We start from the raw sequence: 18,591 nt of genomic DNA on the forward strand, positions 1-18,591 counted from the left end.
CGCGCGCGTCACCGCATGGCCGGCACGGGCGCCGCATCGCTGCGCGCAGGCGCCGCAGGCGTCGCGGGCGCCACGTGCCGCGGCGGCGAGCCGATCTGCCGCGCGCAGGCGACGAGGTCGACGTACGCGGCCGCGATCGCTTCGAGCGTCGAATCGCCGCGTTCTTCCTTGCCGCGTGCGCAGGCACGCGCGAGCCGGAACTCCAGCACCATCGCTTCGGACGCGATGCGGTCGCACGCGGCGCGGATCTCGGCGAACGGCCCGACGCAGCCGCTGGCCTGCAGCCAGCGCGCGTAATGGCCGAACAGTTCGAAATTCGCGCCGAGCTGCCGCACCGAATTGAACGAGTACGCGTGGAAGTGTTCGAGCGGCGCATCGGCGAGCGTCTTCGCATCGGTCTGCAACTGCCGCCGGAATGCCGCGATCGGATCGACGACCGGCAGGCGCCGCAGGTGGCGCTGCAGCGCGGCGAGCGATGCGTCGCACAGCGCGCGCTCGTCGAGCGGCGCAAAGCGCCGCTTCGCGATTTCGACATACGGCGGCAGCGTCATCGGCGAACTGCCGCCGACGAGCCCGTTGTAGTCGAAATCCTCGGCCACGTAATAGCCGCTGTTGTGGAAATAGCCGATCTGGTGCTTCGCGCGGTCGATCGCGTCGATGCCGATCGTCGTCTTCGTGTGCTGCGTACGGTAGCTGCTGCCGCGCGTGTCGGGCAGGAACCACGCGTCGACCTCGACGATCATCAGGTGACCGCGCGCGACCTGGGTTTCGATGTGCTGGTCGAGCGGCTCGTAGATCGAGTGCTCCTGCACGACGATTCCGTAGAGCCGCTCCAGTTCGTCGTGCGGAAACTTGAAGAACGTGAACTGGTCGCCCTCGAAATCGAGCGCGATCGTAAACGGCAGCGCCGCGTACGGGTTGAAGCCCCACCACCGGAGCACCTCGAGCCACATGTCGACGTAGCAGTTGGTCTGCTTCCAGACCATCTCCTGACTGTGCAGCGCGTGCGGCCGGTAGTGGCGCGCACGGTGGCGCACGTCGTCGAACGACGCGTCTTCGCCGTCGCGGGAAACGAACCTCATGGCGTGCCCCACAGCACGTCGCGGACGTCGCGCGGCCACGCGTCGATGTCGAAGCCGTGGTGGCGGAACAGCGCGAGCGTGAGCCGTTCGAGACCGAAGCCGACGCAGCCCGTATGCGCGACGTCGCCCGTCGCGGTGCGGATGTCCCACAGCAGCCCGAAATGGTCCATGTGGTAGTTGAAGCTCAGGCACGCGGTCTGGCGGTCGTCGTGCTCGATCGGGATCAGCAGCTCGAACTTCAGGTTCTGCTCGCGCTGGCTGTTCGCGACGATCTTGCCGCCGCGCCCGAAGAACGGGTCGTTCGCGAGATCGATCGCGTTCGGCAGGCGCAGCGCGTCGATCATCCGCGTGCCGCGCTCGATCCACGTCTCGCGGAACGCGACGATCTGTTCGGGCGTGCCGATTCGCACGTATTCGCGCATCCGGAACAACTGCATGCGGGTCGGATCGAGCGACGGCTCGTGGCGGAAGCAGTACGAGAACACGTCGACGATCCGGCCGTCGCCGGGCAGCGCACCCGCGCGTGCGACGACCGGATAGACCGGGTAGCACGCGGCCGGCGTCATCACGACGTAGGTCGGCTTCTGGTTTTCCGTCCAGTCGTCGCCGCGATCGAGGCATTGCAACAGGCGCTGGTGCTGCTGCTCGTCGCCGCAGAACGCATGCACGCTGCCCGCGAGCTGCGGGAAGCTCTTCATGTATTCGCTGCGCTCGAATTCGGTGCGGCTCATCGCCGGCGGGAAGCGCAGCACTTCGGCCTGTTGATCCGCACCGAGGCGGGTGACGAACGCGTCGAGCGCTTCGACGACGCGCTCGAACCGTTCGCTGCGGCCGAACAGGCCCTGGATGCCGGTCGAGACCAGCAGGCCCGCGTCGATCAGCGCATCGCGCAGCGGGTTGACGCCCGCGCGGACGAGCGGCGCGTCGGCGGGAGAGGAGGCGGCGGAGGGCACGGCGAGGCGATCGTTCACGAATGTTTCTCCAGCGTCGCAGGACGCAGCGCGAGCAGCAGGCTCGCAGTGTTGGCGGCAATGCGGTCGTTGCTGATCATCAGCGGCGCCGCGTGCAGGTCGCGAATGTGGCGGCCGATGCTGAACGGCGTGCCTTGCTTGTAGCCGGCCATCCCGCAGATCATCATCGCCTGTTGCGCGACTTCCAGCGCGGTCGACGACACGTAGGTCTTCAGCGTGTTGATCTCGGCGGCCCAGGCCATGCCGGCCGACCACGAGCGGGACGACGTATTCGCATGAAGCCGCAGCACGTTGTCGACACGGGCCTGCATCGCCTGCATCAGCTCGAGCGATTCGGCGATGCGCCGCGACGCGGGCGACGGTGCGCCATCGGTCTGGCGTGCCTGCGCGCGGAAGAACTGGTGCGCGCGATGGAACGCGTCGCCGGCCACGCCGATCCAGACCGCGGCCCACAGAATGTGCGAGACCGGCACCATCGTTTCCTCGGCGATCTTCGCGAACGGCACCGGCAGGCATTGAACGGCAGCACCCTGTGCGTCGAGCACGAAGCCGTTGCTGCAGGTGCCGCGCATTCCGAGCGTGTCCCATTCGCCGCGGCGCGCGAGCGTATAGCCGTCGCGCAGCAGCGTGACGAGCACCTGTTCGGAAGCCGGCGCGTCCGCGTCGCGTCGCGCGGTCGCGAGGATGCCGTCCGCATAGTCGCCGTACGAGATCGTCGGCGCGGATTTGCGCAGCCGGAATTCGCTGCCGTCGGTTTCGAGCGCGCACTGGCTCGCGCGCAGGTTGCCGCCGACGCCGTCTTCCGACGTGGCCGACGCGAGCAGCCACTGGTGGCGCACGAGCTGCTGCAGGAACAGCTTGTGCCAGCCCTGGTCGACGGCGTGGTCGACGATGCAGGCGACCTGGATCTGGTGCATCGCGAACACCATCGCCGACGATGCGCAGGCCTGGCCGAGGATCGAGCAGGCCGACGCGATGTCTGCCAGCGACGCGCCAGCGCCGCCGAGATGGGTCGGCACCATCGCGCCCAGCAGCCGGCGCGCGCGCATCGCCTCGATCGCCTCGACGGGGCAGCGCGCGTCCCGGTCGACCGCATCCGCGTGCTGCGCGGCGATCTGCGCGACGGCGTGCGCGGCCTCGTCGAGCCGATGCGATTCGCTGTCGGCCGCGAGTTCGGGAAGCAGCGCGCTCATGCGGAATGCTCGGTGCGTTGCAGCGTGGCGATCGTGTCCGCGAGCGCGTCGATGCTGCGGAACAGGTTGCGGTTCAGCATCTCGTCGGGAATCTCGACGTTGAACTGCTTCTCGATCGCGAGCATCAACTGGATCGTGTCGAGCGAGGAGAGGCCCGCTTCGTAGAGGTCGTCCCCGTCGCCGATCGAATCGATCGCGGCTTCGAGGTGGGCGACGTGCTTGAGGATGGTTCTGATTTCGTTTTTCACGTGCGGCTCCGGCGTGCGTGGTGTCGTCCGCTGGGGCGGACGCGCACATTGCGCTGACATCCCCCCGGCAGTCCGGCATCAGTAGACCATTCGCACGCTCGGCGTTCTGTTCGCCACCCTACAAACCGCTAACCCCGCATGCAGGCGCCGCACGAATCGGCGCGGCAGTCAGGCACGCGATGCGGCCGGCACGCCCGAATCGGCCGACAGGATGCGCTTCATCTCGTCGCGCACGATCGCGCGGCAGCCGCACGACATCTTCTCGAGGCCGTCGAGGTCGGCCAGCTCGATCGAACTCCGGTATTGCCGGATCAGGCCGAGCTTCTGGATTTCGCCGGCGGCATCGGTGACCGTTTCCCGCCGCACGCCGAGCATCTGTGCCAGCATGCTGTGCGTCACCTGGATCTCGATGCTGCGCGTACGGTCGTACGCCAGCAGGAACCATCTGCATAACTGATGTTTGAGCACGTGATGACGGCTGCAGAACGTGATCTGCGATACCTGCGCCATCAAGAGCCGCACGCAGACGAACACGAGATGGCGGATCACCGGAGATGCGTCGAACGCGGCCGCGAACACGCGACGGTCGAGCCGGTAGACGAAGCCGTCGCGGCAGGCGACGGCACGGCACGGCATCCGGCCGCTGCCGCCGATCACGTCGTCGCAGACCACGCTTTCGCTGCCGATTTCCGCGACTTCCAGCGTCATGCCGCCGGACGACACGTACTGCAGCGAGATCGCCGTCGTGACGGGCAGGTAGACGGCTGCGAGCATTTCGCCGGGTTCGCACAGCACCTGCCCCGATTCCAGGTGAACGAGTTGAAGGTGGGGGACCAGCGTGGCGAGCTCGTCGCGGTCGATGGCCGCGAGAAACCGGTTCGCATCGAAGCTGTGGGAAAGCTCGATCATGCCGTTCGCGTGCGCGACGACGTCGGGGGCCTGGTGAGTCACGGCGCATCCTCGTAGGGTGGCGGCGCGCACTGTCGCGGCGATACTCCCGAAAAGGGAATTTCGCACGCTCGTGCGGACTTGTGTTCATCGAAATTCGAATGACGATGCTGCGCAAAGGCTAGCACGCAATTGAATTCAACCAATTTCACATTGCGTCATTTCACCAAATTTGACGATTTTGATTGGGCGCAAACGTTATCCGGATTTAATGATTCATTTGTCATGAAATTAATCATCCGAGATTGGAATGACAGACTGGTCGATCATTCAATGTCGATCGGGAATCAATCGGCCGACGCCACGCATCGTACAGGGAAATTGTCGCGCGAGCATTGAACATTATTTGACAAATAAACGGGGATTGCGCGACTTTCTCTAAGAATCAATGGCTTGCATGCGATATGTGCGGTATCGGACAGAGCCTGGAATTAGTGTGCCGATTCAAATTTGAGACAGTTTCAAACGACCGTGTGAAGCGGGGCGGCGGTGGCGCGTGCTGTCCGGCACATCGCGGAAACAATTGAAAATAGGCTGTAAGTATATGACCGGCAAGCCTCATGGCACCGCTGCGGCGGCTCCGATCCGGTGCGCAAATTGATCAGTCGAATGCGGAACGGTGTCCGTCGCGCGGAAGAGTGTCCGGAAATGAGACGCTTTTTTCCGTTTTAGGCGGGTTATTCGGTCGATCTAAATCGAATGTGATTCATATATTAAGGACGGACGGGTATTGGCACGTAAATCGCTTATTCGGGCTGGCGTGTCGAAACGGGACGGTCGACTCAATCCGGAAGTGACAAGCCGATGGGCAGCCGGATTCAGGGTTGTGGGCCGCAACCGCTGTGAGCGTCCGGGCACGCATGGCGATAACGAGTTCCGTGCATGCGGCTGCACGCGGCGCGGACATAAAAGGGATACAGACATGCTTCATCTTCACTTGAGCTACTCGGCGAATGCCATCCTCGATGCCCTCCCGGAGGACAGCATCCGCACCATCGCACCGCACCTCGAACTGGTCAGGATCAAGGCCGGCATGCTCGACCGGGTCGGCGAGCCGATGCGCCATCTGCATTTCCCGACGACGGCAATGATGTCGGTGCAGCACCTGATGGAGGACGGTGCGATGGTCGAGGTGGCGGTGGTCGGCCGCGAGGGCGTGGTCGGGCTTGGCACGCTGGTCGGCGGTGTCGCCGCGTCGAACCGGGTCGAGGTGCGCATCGGCGGCATGGCCTATCGCGTACCGACCTGCGTGATGCGCGCCGAATTCGAGCGGTCGCCCGAGACTTACCGTCTGCTGCTCAACTACTGCCAGGCGGCGATGGCGCAGATCTCACGCAGCGCGCTGTGCAACCGGCATCACTCGGTCAGCGAGCAGCTCAGCCGCTGGCTGCTGCTGGCGCACGACCGGATCGACGGCGACGAGCTGGCCGTCACGCAGCAAACGATCGCGAACATGCTTGGCGTGCGGCGCGAAGGCGTGACGGAAGCGGCCGGCAACCTGCAGGAAGCCGGGCTGATCCGGCAGCGCCGCGGCCGCATCACGGTGCTCGACCGCGACGGCCTCGAACATCACGCGTGCGAATGCTACGACCTGATTCGTGCCGACTATCGCCGCTTGCTCGGCACGCGCGGGAATGCGCGGTCGACTCCGGTGCGCCCCCGCATCCAGGAGGTACGTTGCGGTTTCCCGGCACACGGTGCGTGACGATGCAGTCGAGGTCCGGTGGAACGACTACGATGCGGCGTGCCGCGATCGCGGCGGCCGACGTCTTGCTCGTGCTGGCGGGGGCGCTCGCTGCGCAGGCGGCGTCGGGCCTTGCGTGGCGCGAGCTGTCCGATGCGCAGCGCGGTGCGATCGCGCTGCTGTGCGTGTTGACCGTGGCGCTGCTGCCGCGTTACCTGCGCACCGTGCGCGGCGGCGTGGCGCCGCATGGCGGCACGCACGTACTGACGCAAACGATGGTGGCCGTCGTCTGCGCGAGCGTGCTGACGGTGGCGGCCACGATGTGGATCATGAACCGCGGCGGCACGGTCACGACACGCTGGATCGTGCGCACGGTGCTGTCCGGCGACGCGGCGCTGCTGCTCGGCCGCGCTGCGCTGCTGGCGCTCGCGCTGACGCGTGACGACCCGCGCGCGCGGCAGCGCCGTGTCGCCGTTGTCGGCGCAACCGCGTACGGGCGCGTCGCGATCGAGCGGATGCAGCTTGCATCGAATGGCCCGTTCGTCGCGGCCTGCGTATTCGACGACGATGCGCCGGCCGCCGCCGGCGGCATCGGCGGCGTGCCAGTGATCGACGACTGGAATGCGTTGCGCGACATGATTCGCGGCGGCGCGATCGACGAGGTGTGGCTCACGCTGCCGATGTCGCACGAATGGCGGATCCAGCGCATCGTGCGCGAGCTGCGCGACGAATTCGTCGAGTTGCGGCTGTTGCCCGACGTGCGGCAGATGGCCGTCGTCGATCGCTCGGCAACCGACGTGCTCGGCATGCCGGCGATCAATCTCGCGACCACGCCGCGCTCCGCGCCGGAGCTGTGGGCGAAGTTCGCGTTCGACCGGCTGTTCGCGTTCGGCGTGCTGATTCCGTTGCTGCCGCTGCTGTCGATGCTGGCGATCGCGGTCAAGCTGTCATCGCCGGGGCCCGTGCTGTTCAGGCAGCGCCGCAAGGGTGTCGACGGTCGCGAGTTCGACATCCTGAAGTTCAGGACGATGCGCGTGCATCGCGTGCAGCCGGGCGTCCTGCGGCAGGCGTCGCGCAACGATTCGCGCATCACGCGCGTCGGCGCGTTCCTGCGGCGCACGTCGCTTGACGAGCTGCCGCAGTTCTTCAACGTGCTGTTCGGGCAGATGTCGGTCGTCGGGCCGCGTCCGCATGCGATCGAGCACGACGACTTCTACCGGCAGCTGATCGACTGCTACATGTACCGCTACCGCGTGCGGCCCGGCATCACCGGATGGGCACAGGTGAACGGCTATCGCGGCGAGACGCGCAAGGTCGAGGCGATGGCCGCGCGCGTGAAGTTCGATCTGTTCTACATGCAGAACTGGAGCTTCTGGTTCGACATGAAGATCATCCTGTTGACGGTCGTGCGCGGCTTCATCGGGCGCAACGCTTTCTGAGGATCGCGAATCGTCCGGAAAGCGGTGCGTTGTGCGGTCGAACGTACCGACCGGATCGCAGGCGGCGGACACACTGACGGCACAGCAGCATCCCGCGCAACGGGGTGTCCGGCGGCGCAATCGCGCCGCAGCCATCGGAACAGTCACGATCATGTCAACGTCGATTCGGGAGCGAGGCGCACCGGTATTGCAGGAAGCGCGCGCGAAACGGGGCGTCGGCACAGCCGCGCACACCGCGCGGTTGCGCGGCCTCGCAATCAACGGAAAATTCACTGCGCAGCGCATGACGGGCGTTCAGCGGGTGGCATACGAACTGACGGCCGAGCTCGCGCGCATCGCGAACGCCGACGATGCGCCGGCGCTGGTCGTGCCGTCCGATCACGATCCGGCGGCATTGCCGGTCGGCGCGCGGTCGCAGACTTCCGGTCGCCGCCACGGCGCGCTCTGGGAACAATGGACGCTGCCGCGCACGACGCGCGGCCGGACCTTGCTCAGCCTGTGCAACATCGGGCCGCTGGCGAAGCGCGATCAACTGCTGATGATTCACGATGCGGCGATTTTCGATCTGCCGGCCGGTTATTCGCTCGCGTTCCGTCTGTGGTATCGCTTTGCGTTCTCGATCCTGAAGCGGCGCGCGCGCCATATCGTGACGGTCTCGCATTTTTCGCGGGCGCGGCTGGCCGCGCGGCTTGGCGTGCCGCCCGCACGCCTGTCGGTCGTGCCGGGCGCAGTCGATCATATCGACCGGATCGACGCCGACCCCGGCGTGCTGTCGCGGCTGAATCTGGAGACGGACCGCTACGTGCTGTTCGTCGGGTCGCTCGCACCCGGCAAGAATCTCGTGCGCGCGCTTGCCGCGATCGCGCTGATGCGCGAGTCGCATCCGACGTTGCGCTTCGTGATCGCGGGCGGCGCCAATGCGAAGATCTTCGGCGCACGGGCGGCCGGCTTGCGCGAAGACGACCCGTGCATCACGTGGGCCGGCTACGTGACCGACGGCGAACTGAAGGCGCTGTACGAGCATGCCGGCTGCTTCGTCTTTCCATCGTTGTACGAAGGGTTCGGGCTGCCGCCGCTCGAGGCGATGCGGTGCGGCTGCCCCGTCGTCGTGTCGCACGAGGGCGCACTCCCGGAAGTCTGCAGCGGAGCGGCATTGTTCTGCGATGCGTATTCGCCGCCGGATATCGCGGCGTCGATCGCGCGCGTGATGGACGATCCTGAACTGCGTGCGCGGCTGAGCACGATGGGCCGCGAGCATGCGCAGCGTTACAGCTGGCAGCGCTCGGCGCGTGCGTTGCTCGATATCGTTCGTGCCGATGCCTGACGTGCGATGACGTCATGTTGCGCTGCGGATCGAGCGATCCTTCGCGGCGTTTGCATCAGACGAATCCGGCGATGGCGCGTTTTCGCGTCCGTCCCCAGTTTCCGCAAGCATGCGGCGAGCGCCGCGCTGATTCCGGTCAACACACGCGTGTTCAATGGGTTTATCCTGCGTCGAATGCATCCGGCGCTGCATGCGTCCGGGCGCATATCCGGGCGCGGCGGCGCCGGTCGTGTCTATCCGCCGCGCACCGGCGCGACACCGCGCGCCACACTTTCCGCGCGGAACCCGGAACAGGAGAGACGGCCATGGCGCTCGACCAACAACAACGGCAGATGCTGCAACAGCGGCTGAAAGAGAGCGAGCAGACGCTGCGTGCGGAGATCCGCACGAGCGAAGACCAGCGCGCGTCGGAATCCTATGCAGATCTTGCCGGCGCGTCGCCGGACGAGGGCGACGAGGCGAACGCGGATCTGTTCGTCGACGTCGATCATGCGTTGATCGGCATGAAGCTGACCGAACTGCGTGCGATCGGACGCGCACAACTGCGGATGCGCGACGGCAGCTACGGCGAATGCATCGATTGCGATGCACCGGTCGACTATGAGCGCCTGCTCGCGCGCCCGACCGCCGAGCGCTGCACGCACTGCCAGTCGGTCTACGAGCGACGCTACGCGACGACACCGCGCGCATCGCTCTGACGTCGCGGTCGTGGTCGCAATCCCGATCCCGTTTTCGTGCTGCACGCGCTGCACGCGATGCGCGGCCGGCGTAGGATGACGAACGGGCGCCCGGCGGCGTCGACATGCGGCGCCGGGCGGGCAGACGCCGTCGCGCACGCGTGCGGCGCCATCCACGTGGAAGGGAGCCACGCCGACCATGCCGATCCACAATGCCGAGTGCGCGGCCGTGTTCGCCGAGATCGCGGACATGCTCGAAATCCAGGGCGCCAATCCGTTCCGCGTGCGTGCCTACCGCAACGCCGCACGGACGGTTGCCGACTACGGGCGCGATATTCCGACGATGATCGCGAACGGCGACGATCTCGGGAAGATTCCGTCGATCGGGGCCGATCTCGCGTCGAAGCTGCGCGAGATCGCCGCGACCGGCACCTGCGAACTGCAGCAAACACTGCGCCACGCGCTGCCGGGCGCGATCGTCGAGCTGCTCGACGTACCGGGGCTCGGCGCGAAGCGCGTGAAGGCGCTGCATGACGCACTGCACGTCGATTCGCTCGAACAGCTACGCGTCGAAGCGAAGAGCGGGCACGTGCGCGAGTTGCCGGGCTTCGGCGCGAAAACCGAAGCGCATCTGCTCGAAGCGATCGACGATCGCCTGCAGCGCGAACCGCAGCGTTTCCTGCTGCCGGCTGCCGAGCAAGCGCTGACGCCGTTGCTCGAACGCCTGCGCGCGGTGGCAGGCGTCGGCAAGGTCGTGCCGGCCGGCAGTTTTCGCCGCCGCCGCGAGACGGTCGGCGATCTCGACATTCTCGCCACTGCACGCGATCCGGTTGCGGTCGCCGACGCGTTCGTCGGCTATGACAAGGTGGCGCGCGTGCTCGCGCACGGCAAGACGAAGTCGAGCGTCGTGCTCGACAGCGGGTTGCAGGTCGACCTGCGCGTCGTCGACGCCGATGCGTTCGGCGCGGCGCTCGTCTACTTCACCGGATCGAAGGCGCACAACATCGCGCTGCGCAGGATCGCGCAGGCCGGCGGGTTGAAGATCAACGAATACGGCGTGTTTCGCGGCGACGAGCGGATTGCCGGCACGACGGAGGCGTCGGTCTACGATGCAATCGGGCTGCACGTCGTGCCGCCCGAACTGCGCGAGAATCGCGGCGAGATCGACGCATCGCGCGCGGGCACGCTGCCGGCGCTGGTCGAGCGCAAGCAGATCCACGGCGACCTGCATGCGCATACGAACGCGTCGGCCGGCCGCGACGGCCTGCGTGCGATGGCCGACGCGGCGCGCGCACGCGGGCTCGCGTACCTGGCCGTCACCGACCGGGCACCGCCTGCCGGCGGCGGCCGCAACACCTTCGAGTGGCTCGCGCGGCAGCTCGACGAGATCGATCGCATCAATGCGTCGTTCGACGATTTCGTGCTGCTCAAGGGCGTGGAAGCCGGCATTCTCGAGGACGGCAGTCTCGACATGCCCGACGCGATGCTCGGCCGGCTCGATCTGGTCGTCGGCGCGGTACGCGACGGCTTCGACCTGTCGCGCGCCGCGCAGACCGATCGCATGCTGCGCGCGATGGACCATCCGCATTTCACGATACTCGCGCACCCGACCGGCCGCCTGCTCGGCGAGCGCGACGCAAGCGAGCTCGACGTGCCGCGCGTGATCGCGCAGGCCGCAGCGCGCGGCTGCTTCGTCGAACTCGATGCGCAGCCGCGGCGGTTCGACCTGCCGGACATCTGGTGCCGCGAGGCCGCGAAGGCCGGCGTGCCGGTCGCGATCGGCTCGGATGCGTGCAGCGCGGACGAACTCGACAACCTCGCGTACGGCGTCGATCAGGCGCGACGCGGCTGGCTCACGCGGCCGGACGTGCTCAACACGCGCACGCTCGCGCAACTGCGGCCGCTGCTCGCGCGCACGATGGGTGGGGGCGGCGGGTCGAAGCGGAGCCGGTCGAAGGGCGCGTGAAGACGGCTGGCAACGCGTGCTGCCAGCCGTGCGTTCATGTCACGCCAGCACGCCGGCGGCCGGCACATAAGGCAGGCCGAGCGCCAGCGCGACCGCTTCGTACGTGATGTGTCCGTTGCAGACGTTCAGGCCCGCGCGCAGGTGCGGATCGTCGGCCATCGCCTGCTTCCAGCCCTTGTCGGCGAGCGCGAGCGCATGCCCGAGCGTCGCGTTGTTCAGCGCGAAGGTCGACGTGCGCGCGACCGCACCGGGCATGTTTGCGACGCAGTAGTGCACGACGCCGTCGACGACGAAGGTCGGGTCCGCATGCGTTGTCGCATGCGATGTCTCGAAGCAGCCGCCCTGGTCGATCGCGACATCGACGACGACGGCGCCCGTGCGCATCGTCGCGATCATGTCGCGCGTGACGAGCCGCGGCGCCGACGCGCCGGGCACGAGCACCGCGCCGATCACGACGTCGGCTTCGCGCACGGCTTCGTCGATCGTATGCGCATTCGAGCAGACGGTCGTGATCCGGTTGGCGAAGACGAGGTCGAGCTGACGCAAGCGGTTCACGTTGTTGTCGAGCACGGTGACGCGCGCGCCGAGGCCGACCGCCATCTGCAGCGCACCGGTTCCCACCACGCCCGCGCCGAGCACGACGACATGCGCGGCCGGCACGCCGGGCACGCCGGCCATCAGCACGCCGCGGCCGCCGCGCGGGCTTTCGAGGTGGGTCGCCGCGACCTGGATCGACATGCGTCCCGCCACCTCGCTCATCGGCGCGAGCAGCGGCAGGCCGCCGCCGGGCGCCGTGACGGTTTCATACGCGATGCAGACGGCGCCTGACTTCACGAGCGCGGCCGCCTGTTCGGGATCGGGCGCGAGATGCAGGTAGGTATAGAGAATCTGGCCGCGCCGCAGCATCGCGCATTCGGCCGGCTGCGGCTCCTTGACCTTGATGATCATGTCGGCGCGCGCGAAGATTTCGTCGGCGCCGTCGCACAGCGATGCGCCTGCGGCTGTGTAGTCGTTGTCGAGCAGGCCGATCGCCGTGCCCGCGCCGCGCTGGACGAGCACGGCATGGCCGTGCCGCGTGAGTTCGCGCGCGCCGGCCGGCGTGAGGCCGACGCGGTATTCGTGGTTCTTGATCTCCTTCGGCACACCGATCAGCATGAGTCGCCTCCATGGCCTTCGTTATCGTTGTCGTGCATGTGCGCCGCGCGGCGAACGATGCGCGTGCGGCCGGTTGCGCAGGGGCATGCCGACTGCAGTACTGGAATACCAGCGTAGTAGTGCGTTGAGGGAAGTCAAGCGGGCGGCCGGCACGACGATGCGTGCGCATTGCACCGCAGCACGCAATGCGGCGGGTTGCGACCGGACGTCGCAATGCGCGCACTGCCGGGTTTCGGTATCGTCTTGCGTGTCGCGGGCCGGGGCCGCGTGCCGGAATCTTCCGGCAAAACGACGAGACAACGAGACGAGGACATTTACCGACATGACCGGCGCGTATTTCAGCGTGCCGACGCTTTGCGCGATCGCGCTCGTTCACGCCTACTGGGCGTTTGGCGGGCGGCTCGGCAAGCGTGCGGCCATTCCGGAACAGGACGGCATGCCGCTGCTGCGGCCGACCGCCGTCGGCACGTTTGCCATCGCGGCGGCGCTGCTGGCCGGCGCATGCGTGGTCGCCGCGCGTGCCGGCTGGTTGGGGCGGAACACGTATCCCGGCACGATCGCATTCGCGGTCGTTGCGCTCGCATTGATCTTCGCGGTGCGGGCCGTCGGCGATTTCCGCTATGTCGGCTTCTTCAAGCGGGTTCGCGGGTCGCGTTTCGCGCGGATGGACACGCTGTATTACTCGCCGCTTTGCGCGGCGCTTGCGCTATCCCTCGCGTCGATGTTCTGGCCGTGGTGAACGGCGTACGGCTCAGCGCGCCGGCGTGTCGATCTGCGTGAGATATTCGGCCGGCACGGCATCGGTCAGCCATACGCCGTTTTCGGCGACGAAGAACGTATGGCCTTGCCGGTGCATGCGCTGCGCATCGACTTCGAGAATCGCGGGCACGCCGTAGCGTGTGCCGACGGCCAATGCAGTCCGGATGTCCGGCGACAGATGCACGTGATGACGGGCGCCGGGTTTCAGCCCTTGCGCCCGAATCGAATCCAGGAAGCGCGTCGCGGTGCCGTGATAGAGGCGCTCGGGCGGCTGCGCGGCCGGATACCGGCGTTGCACGACGGATGTCGAATGGCCTTGTACCGCGCGGATGCGTTGGCCATCGTCGGAGAGGGCGAAGCGCTGCTTGTCGCTGGTCGCGCAGACGGTTTCGATCGTCGCGCGATCGAGTTGGCGCCCGTGGCGGGCGGCGCAGGCAATTAGTTCGTCGATGCCGGCCCAGCCTTCCGGGTCGAGTTGCAGGCCGATCGCCTGCGGTTCGTGGCGCAGCAGGTAGCTCAGGTATTTGCTGATGCTGATCGCGTCGGGCGCCAGCGGTTTGTTCTTCTGTGTATTCATGAGACGCGGAGGCTACCAGACCGCGGTGCAAACCGGCACCGGCGCGTTGCGCCGCGTGGCTGGAAAGAGACAGCCGTCGGCTCCGCCCGACGCAGGCCGATCGCCTGCCCGGCGTGCGGCTCGGCCGGCGAGCGCGCCATCCTTGCGCATTCCGGGTTCCGGATTTTTCAATTGTTGCAATTTTCGATGCATTGAATTGCATCGAACCATCTAGCAATGGAACCGGTTCCATATATAATTCGCGGCACTCGTCGCCGGACCCGAAAGAGGGCCAGTGCGCGTCGCGCTTGCTGCGGCAAACGCGGCGTCCAGGTTGAATCACGGTCATGGCGATGGCGGGCAGAGCCAGGCCGACAGGCCGGTATTTGTCCGACGATCAGGCCCGCGAAGAGGTCGATCCGCGCCGCCGGAGGAACCGGCAACGCACGCGGCTGCATGAAGGCGCCGTCGCGCATTGCGCGGCCGGCGCCCGCATCGAGGTTGTTCGCAACACACGAATGAACAGGACGGCCAGCCGCATGCGGCATGGCTGCCGTGCCGGACCCGCCGCATGCGGAATGCGCGCGTCCGGCCCCCGATCCCCAACGATCAACATCCGACCATGTCCACGCCACCTGACAAACCCAACTCGCGCCGCCGTTTCCTGCGCACGTCGGTCGCGCTCGTGCCGATCGCGTCGGTCGCCGGCTGCGACCTGCGCGCGTCGTCGCCATCCGCGACGACGGCCGGCAACGCGCCCGCCGCTTCCGCCAGCGCCGAACGCGCCCCGTACAAGCCGACCTTCTTCGATGCGAAGGAGTGGGCGTTCGTCCAGGCTGCCGTCGACCGGCTGATTCCGGCCGATGCCGAAGGCCCCGGCGCGCTCGAATCGGGCGTGCCCGAATTCATCGACCGCCAGATGGAGACGCCGTATGCGCACGGCGCGACGTGGTACATGCAGGGGCCGTTTCAGCAGGGCGTGCCCGAGCTCGGCTACCAGTTGAAGCTCGTGCCGCGCGACATCTACCGGCTCGGCATCGCGGCCGTCAACCGCTATTGCGAAAAGGCCCACGGCAACGCGTTCGCGGATCTCGACGCGCCGACGCGCGACACCGTGCTCGGCGCGCTGGAGAAGGGCGGCGCGCAGATCGACGACGTGCCGCCCGGCGTGTTCTTCGGCCAACTGCTGCAGAACACGCGCGAAGGCTACTTCTGCGATCCGGTTCACGGCGGCAATCACGACATGGCCGCGTGGAAGATGATCGGCTTTCCGGGCGCGCGCGCGGACTTCATGGATTTCGTCAACCAGAACGGCAAGCCCTATCCGTACGGCCCCGTCTCGATCAACGGGGAGCGCACCTGATGGCCGCAGAGAAAAAACCGCATGTCGATGCGGTGATCGTCGGCTTCGGCTGGACCGGCGCGATTCTCGCGAAGGAACTGACCGAAGCGGGCTTGAAGGTCGTCGCGCTCGAGCGCGGCGAGTATCGCGACACCTATCCGGACGGCGCGTATCCGAACACGATCGACGAGTTGACCTACAACGTCCGCAAGAAGCTGTTCGTCGACCTGTCGAAGACGACCGTATCGATCCGCCACGGCGTGCAGGACACCGCGCTGCCGTACCGGCAGCTCGCCGCGTTCCTGCCGGGCGAGGGCGTCGGCGGCGCGGGGCTGCACTGGTCGGGCGTGCACTTCCGGATCACGCCGGAAGAACTGCGCCTGCGCAGCCACTATGAAGAGCGCTACGGCAAGAAGTTCATCCCCGCAGGGATGACGATCCAGGACACCGGCGTCAGCTACGACGAGCTCGAGCCGCATTTCGATTTCGCCGAGAAGGTGTTCGGCACGTCGGGGCAGGCGTACAAGGTCGGCGGCAAGGTGGTCGGCGACGGCAACGTGTTCGAGGCGAACCGCAGCAACAACTTCCCGTTGCCCGCGCAGCTCAATACCTATTCGGCGCAGCGCTTCTTCGATGCGGCGCAGTCGCTCGGCCTGCATCCGTACCGGCTGCCGTCGGCGAACACGTCGGGCCCGTACACGAACCCGTACGGCGTGCAGATGGGCCCGTGCAACTTCTGCGGCTACTGCAGCGGCTACGCGTGCTACATGTACTCGAAGGCGTCGCCGAACCTGAACATCCTGCCCGCGCTGAAGCAGGCGCCGAACTTCGAGCTGCGCTCGAAGTGCCACGTGCTGCGCGTCGACCTCGACGACACGAAGAAACGCGCGACGGGCGTCACCTACGTCGACCCGGCCGGACGCGAAGTGCACCAGCCGGCCGATCTCGTGATCGTCGCCGCGTTCCAGTACCACAACGTGCACCTGCTGCTGCTGTCGGGCATCGGCAAGCCGTACGACCCGATCTCCGGCGAAGGCGTCGTGGGCCGCAATTTCGCGTACCAGAACCTGTCGACGATCAAGGCATTCTTCGACAAGGACACCTACACGAACCCGTTCATCGGCGCGGGCGGCAACGGCGTCGCTGTGGACGACTTCAACGCGGACAACTTCGACCACGGCCCGCTCGGCTTCGTCGGCGGCTCGCCGCTGTGGGTGAACCAGGCCGGCGCGAAGCCGATCAGCGGCATCGCGACGCCGCCCGGCACGCCGCAGTGGGGTTCGGCGTGGAAGAAATCCGTCAAGGATTACTACGCACACACGATCTCGATGGACGCGCACGGCACGAACATGTCGTACCGCGACGTGTATCTCGACCTCGATCCGACCTATCGCGATTCGTACGGCCAGCCGCTCTTGCGGATGACCTTCGACTGGAAGGACAACGACATCAGGATGGCGCAGTACGTGACCGGGCAGATGAAGAAGATCGCGGAGGCGATGGGGCCGAAGGCGATCGGCGTGTCGACGCGCGAGTTCGGCAAGCACTTCGATTCGCGCGCGTACCAGACGACCCACCTCGTCGGCGGCGCGATCATGGGCACCGACCCGAAGACGAGCGTGCTGAACCGCTACCTGCAGTGCTGGGACGTGCACAACGTGTTCGTGATGGGCGCGTCGGCGCTGCCGCAGGGCATCGGCTACAACCCGACCGGGATCATCGCGGCGCTGGCCTACTGGTCGGCACGCGCGATCCGCGAGCAATACCTGAAAAATCCCGCCCCGCTGGTGACCGCATGAAGAGGACGATGAACCACAACGCCGCGCGCCGCCTTTCCCCGGTGCGGCGCGCGCTGGCGGCCGGCGCGGCCTGGGCCGCGTTCGGCTTCGCGGCCACCGCGGCTTTCGCGCAACCGGCGGTCGCGCCCGCGGCGGCTTCGGGCCCGGCGGCCGCGCCCGCGGCCCGATCCGCCGACGCGGACCTCGTCAAGCGCGGCGAATACCTGGCCCGCGCGGGAGACTGCATCGCGTGCCACACCGCGAGCGGCGGAAAGCCGTTCGCGGGCGGACTGAAGTTCGACACGCCGATCGGCGCAATCTATTCGACGAACATCACGCCGGACCCGAAAACCGGGCTTGGCGGCTGGACGTTCGAGAACTTCACCCGCGCGGTGCGCGAGGGCGTGCGCAAGAACGGCGACACGATGTATCCGGCCATGCCGTTCCCGTCGTATGCGCGCCTCACCGACGACGACATGAAGGCGCTGTACGCGTACTTCATGCACGGCGTCGCGCCCGTCGAGCACGAGAACCGCGCGGTCGACATCGTGTGGCCGCTGTCGATGCGCTGGCCGCTCGGGATCTGGCGCAAGATGTTCGCGCCGTCGCCGAAGCCGTTCGACGCGGCGCCGTACACCGACCCGGTGGCCGCACGCGGCGCGTATCTCGTGCAGGGTCTCGGCCACTGCGGCGCATGCCACACGCCGCGCGCGCCGACGATGCAGGAGCGCGGGCTGACCGACGCGGACGGCCCGGACTTCCTGGCCGGCGGCGCGGCGATCGACGGCTGGGTGCCGACCAGCCTGCGCGGCGAGCCGCGCACCGGGCTCGGCACGTGGACGGAAACCGAGATCGTGCAGTTCCTGAAGACCGGCCGCACGCTGCGCACGGCCGCGTTCGGCGGGATGACGGACGTGGTCGGCCACAGCATGCAGCACATGACCGACGACGACCTGAATGCGATCGCGCGCTACCTGAAGACGCTGCCGCCGCGCGTACAGGGCGAGCAGCCGCACGTGTACGACGCGGCTGCCGCAAAGGCCTTGCAGACCGGCGACGCGAGCAAGCCGGGCGCGGCCGTCTATCGCGACAACTGCATGGCGTGCCACCGCAGCGACGGCAACGGCTACACGCGCGTGTTCCCGGCGCTCGCCGGCAACCCGGTCGTGCAGGGCGGCGATCCGACGTCGCTGATCCACGTCGTGCTGGAGGGCAGTGCGCTGCAGGGCACGCACACCGCGCCGTCGACCTTCACGATGCCGCCGTTCGGCTGGCGCCTGTCGGACCAGGAAGTCGCGGACGTGTCGAACTTCGTGCGCACGAGCTGGGGCAACACGGGCGCGCCGGTGACGGCCGCGCAGGTCGCGAAGGTGCGCAAGAGCGTGCCGTCGACCCGCCCCGAACCGCCGCCGGGCGCGCGGTTCCCGCAAGCGTCGCGCTGACGGGGCGGCGGGGCGCCGGCCCCGCCT

16 protein-coding genes are annotated in these 18,591 nt (G+C 67.4%); 9 read left to right on the forward strand and 7 right to left on the reverse strand.

Translation table 11 applies throughout. The features are described 5' to 3' along the window. Positions 1-8 precede the first annotated feature (8 nt). From KVT39_RS00380 to KVT39_RS00400, 5 genes are all read right to left on the reverse strand, one after another. Positions 9-1,082, reverse strand: coding sequence for a DUF1839 family protein (locus tag KVT39_RS00380; protein WP_034180089.1), 1,074 nt, complete (start codon positions 1,080-1,082; stop codon positions 9-11). After that, the gene (locus tag KVT39_RS00385; RefSeq protein WP_217586833.1) at positions 1,079-2,053 is read right to left on the reverse strand and encodes an amino acid--[acyl-carrier-protein] ligase; all 975 of its coding nucleotides are present in this window, start codon (positions 2,051-2,053) and stop codon (positions 1,079-1,081) included. The genes KVT39_RS00380 and KVT39_RS00385 overlap by 4 nt, the downstream gene beginning before the upstream one ends. After that, positions 2,050-3,246: an acyl-CoA dehydrogenase family protein gene (locus tag KVT39_RS00390; RefSeq protein WP_217586835.1), complete on the reverse strand. Its 1,197-nt coding sequence runs from the start codon at positions 3,244-3,246 to the stop codon at positions 2,050-2,052. Before KVT39_RS00390 ends, KVT39_RS00385 begins: the two co-directional genes overlap by 4 nt. After that, positions 3,243-3,494, reverse strand: a complete 252-nt coding sequence (locus KVT39_RS00395; RefSeq protein ID WP_034179698.1) for an acyl carrier protein — start codon at positions 3,492-3,494, stop codon at positions 3,243-3,245. Before KVT39_RS00395 ends, KVT39_RS00390 begins: the two co-directional genes overlap by 4 nt. Positions 3,495-3,662: 168 nt before the next feature. Beyond that, the gene (locus tag KVT39_RS00400) at positions 3,663-4,445 is read right to left on the reverse strand and encodes a Crp/Fnr family transcriptional regulator (protein ID WP_034179697.1); all 783 of its coding nucleotides are present in this window, start codon (positions 4,443-4,445) and stop codon (positions 3,663-3,665) included. 919 nt (positions 4,446-5,364) lie between these two features. On the opposite strand from KVT39_RS00400, the gene KVT39_RS00405 reads away from it, so the two are divergent. From KVT39_RS00405 to polX, 5 genes are all read left to right on the forward strand, one after another. Beyond that, a complete protein-coding gene (locus KVT39_RS00405; protein WP_175748506.1) occupies positions 5,365-6,147 on the forward strand; it encodes a Crp/Fnr family transcriptional regulator in 783 nt (260 codons plus the stop codon). Positions 6,148-6,179: 32 nt separating this feature from the next. After that, on the forward strand, positions 6,180-7,565 hold the full coding sequence (locus tag KVT39_RS00410) for an undecaprenyl-phosphate glucose phosphotransferase (protein WP_217586837.1): 1,386 nt from the start codon (positions 6,180-6,182) through the stop codon (positions 7,563-7,565). Positions 7,566-7,848: 283 nt separating this feature from the next. Then, on the forward strand, positions 7,849-8,889 hold the full coding sequence (locus KVT39_RS00415; RefSeq protein WP_254640320.1) for a glycosyltransferase family 1 protein: 1,041 nt from the start codon (positions 7,849-7,851) through the stop codon (positions 8,887-8,889). 305 nt (positions 8,890-9,194) lie between these two features. Further along, entirely contained in the window at positions 9,195-9,587 is a 393-nt protein-coding gene (locus KVT39_RS00420) for a TraR/DksA C4-type zinc finger protein (protein ID WP_034179693.1), read from the forward strand. Positions 9,588-9,765: 178 nt separating this feature from the next. Beyond that, positions 9,766-11,532, forward strand: coding sequence for a DNA polymerase/3'-5' exonuclease PolX (polX, locus tag KVT39_RS00425; RefSeq protein ID WP_217586847.1), 1,767 nt, complete (start codon positions 9,766-9,768; stop codon positions 11,530-11,532). 39 nt (positions 11,533-11,571) lie between these two features. Here the strand turns inward: polX and ald are convergent, their stop codons facing one another. Beyond that, positions 11,572-12,687: an alanine dehydrogenase gene (ald, locus tag KVT39_RS00430; RefSeq protein ID WP_034179691.1), complete on the reverse strand. Its 1,116-nt coding sequence runs from the start codon at positions 12,685-12,687 to the stop codon at positions 11,572-11,574. Positions 12,688-13,009: 322 nt separating this feature from the next. On the opposite strand from ald, the gene KVT39_RS00435 reads away from it, so the two are divergent. Continuing rightward, complete coding sequence (locus KVT39_RS00435; RefSeq protein ID WP_034179690.1) at positions 13,010-13,426, forward strand: DUF3995 domain-containing protein; 417 nt, start codon at positions 13,010-13,012, stop codon at positions 13,424-13,426. A gap of 12 nt (positions 13,427-13,438) precedes the next feature. Here KVT39_RS00435 and KVT39_RS00440 read toward each other — a convergent pair whose 3' ends face one another. Continuing rightward, a complete protein-coding gene (locus KVT39_RS00440; protein ID WP_131948336.1) occupies positions 13,439-14,023 on the reverse strand; it encodes an RNA 2'-phosphotransferase in 585 nt (194 codons plus the stop codon). Positions 14,024-14,624: 601 nt separating this feature from the next. On the opposite strand from KVT39_RS00440, the gene KVT39_RS00445 reads away from it, so the two are divergent. Genes KVT39_RS00445 through KVT39_RS00455 form a run of 3 tightly spaced genes read left to right on the forward strand, consistent with a single transcriptional unit; the run spans position 14,625 to position 18,564 of the window. After that, the gene (locus tag KVT39_RS00445) at positions 14,625-15,365 is read left to right on the forward strand and encodes a gluconate 2-dehydrogenase subunit 3 family protein (RefSeq protein WP_105389907.1); all 741 of its coding nucleotides are present in this window, start codon (positions 14,625-14,627) and stop codon (positions 15,363-15,365) included. After that, a complete protein-coding gene (locus tag KVT39_RS00450) occupies positions 15,365-17,143 on the forward strand; it encodes a GMC family oxidoreductase (protein ID WP_217586849.1) in 1,779 nt (592 codons plus the stop codon). The genes KVT39_RS00445 and KVT39_RS00450 overlap by 1 nt, the downstream gene beginning before the upstream one ends. Beyond that, positions 17,140-18,564: a cytochrome c gene (locus KVT39_RS00455; protein WP_217586863.1), complete on the forward strand. Its 1,425-nt coding sequence runs from the start codon at positions 17,140-17,142 to the stop codon at positions 18,562-18,564. The genes KVT39_RS00450 and KVT39_RS00455 overlap by 4 nt, the downstream gene beginning before the upstream one ends. Positions 18,565-18,591 lie beyond the last annotated feature (27 nt).

Source organism: Burkholderia sp. GbtcB21 (assembly GCF_019091065.1).
Taxonomy (GTDB): Bacteria; Pseudomonadota; Gammaproteobacteria; order Burkholderiales; family Burkholderiaceae; genus Burkholderia; species Burkholderia pyrrocinia_C.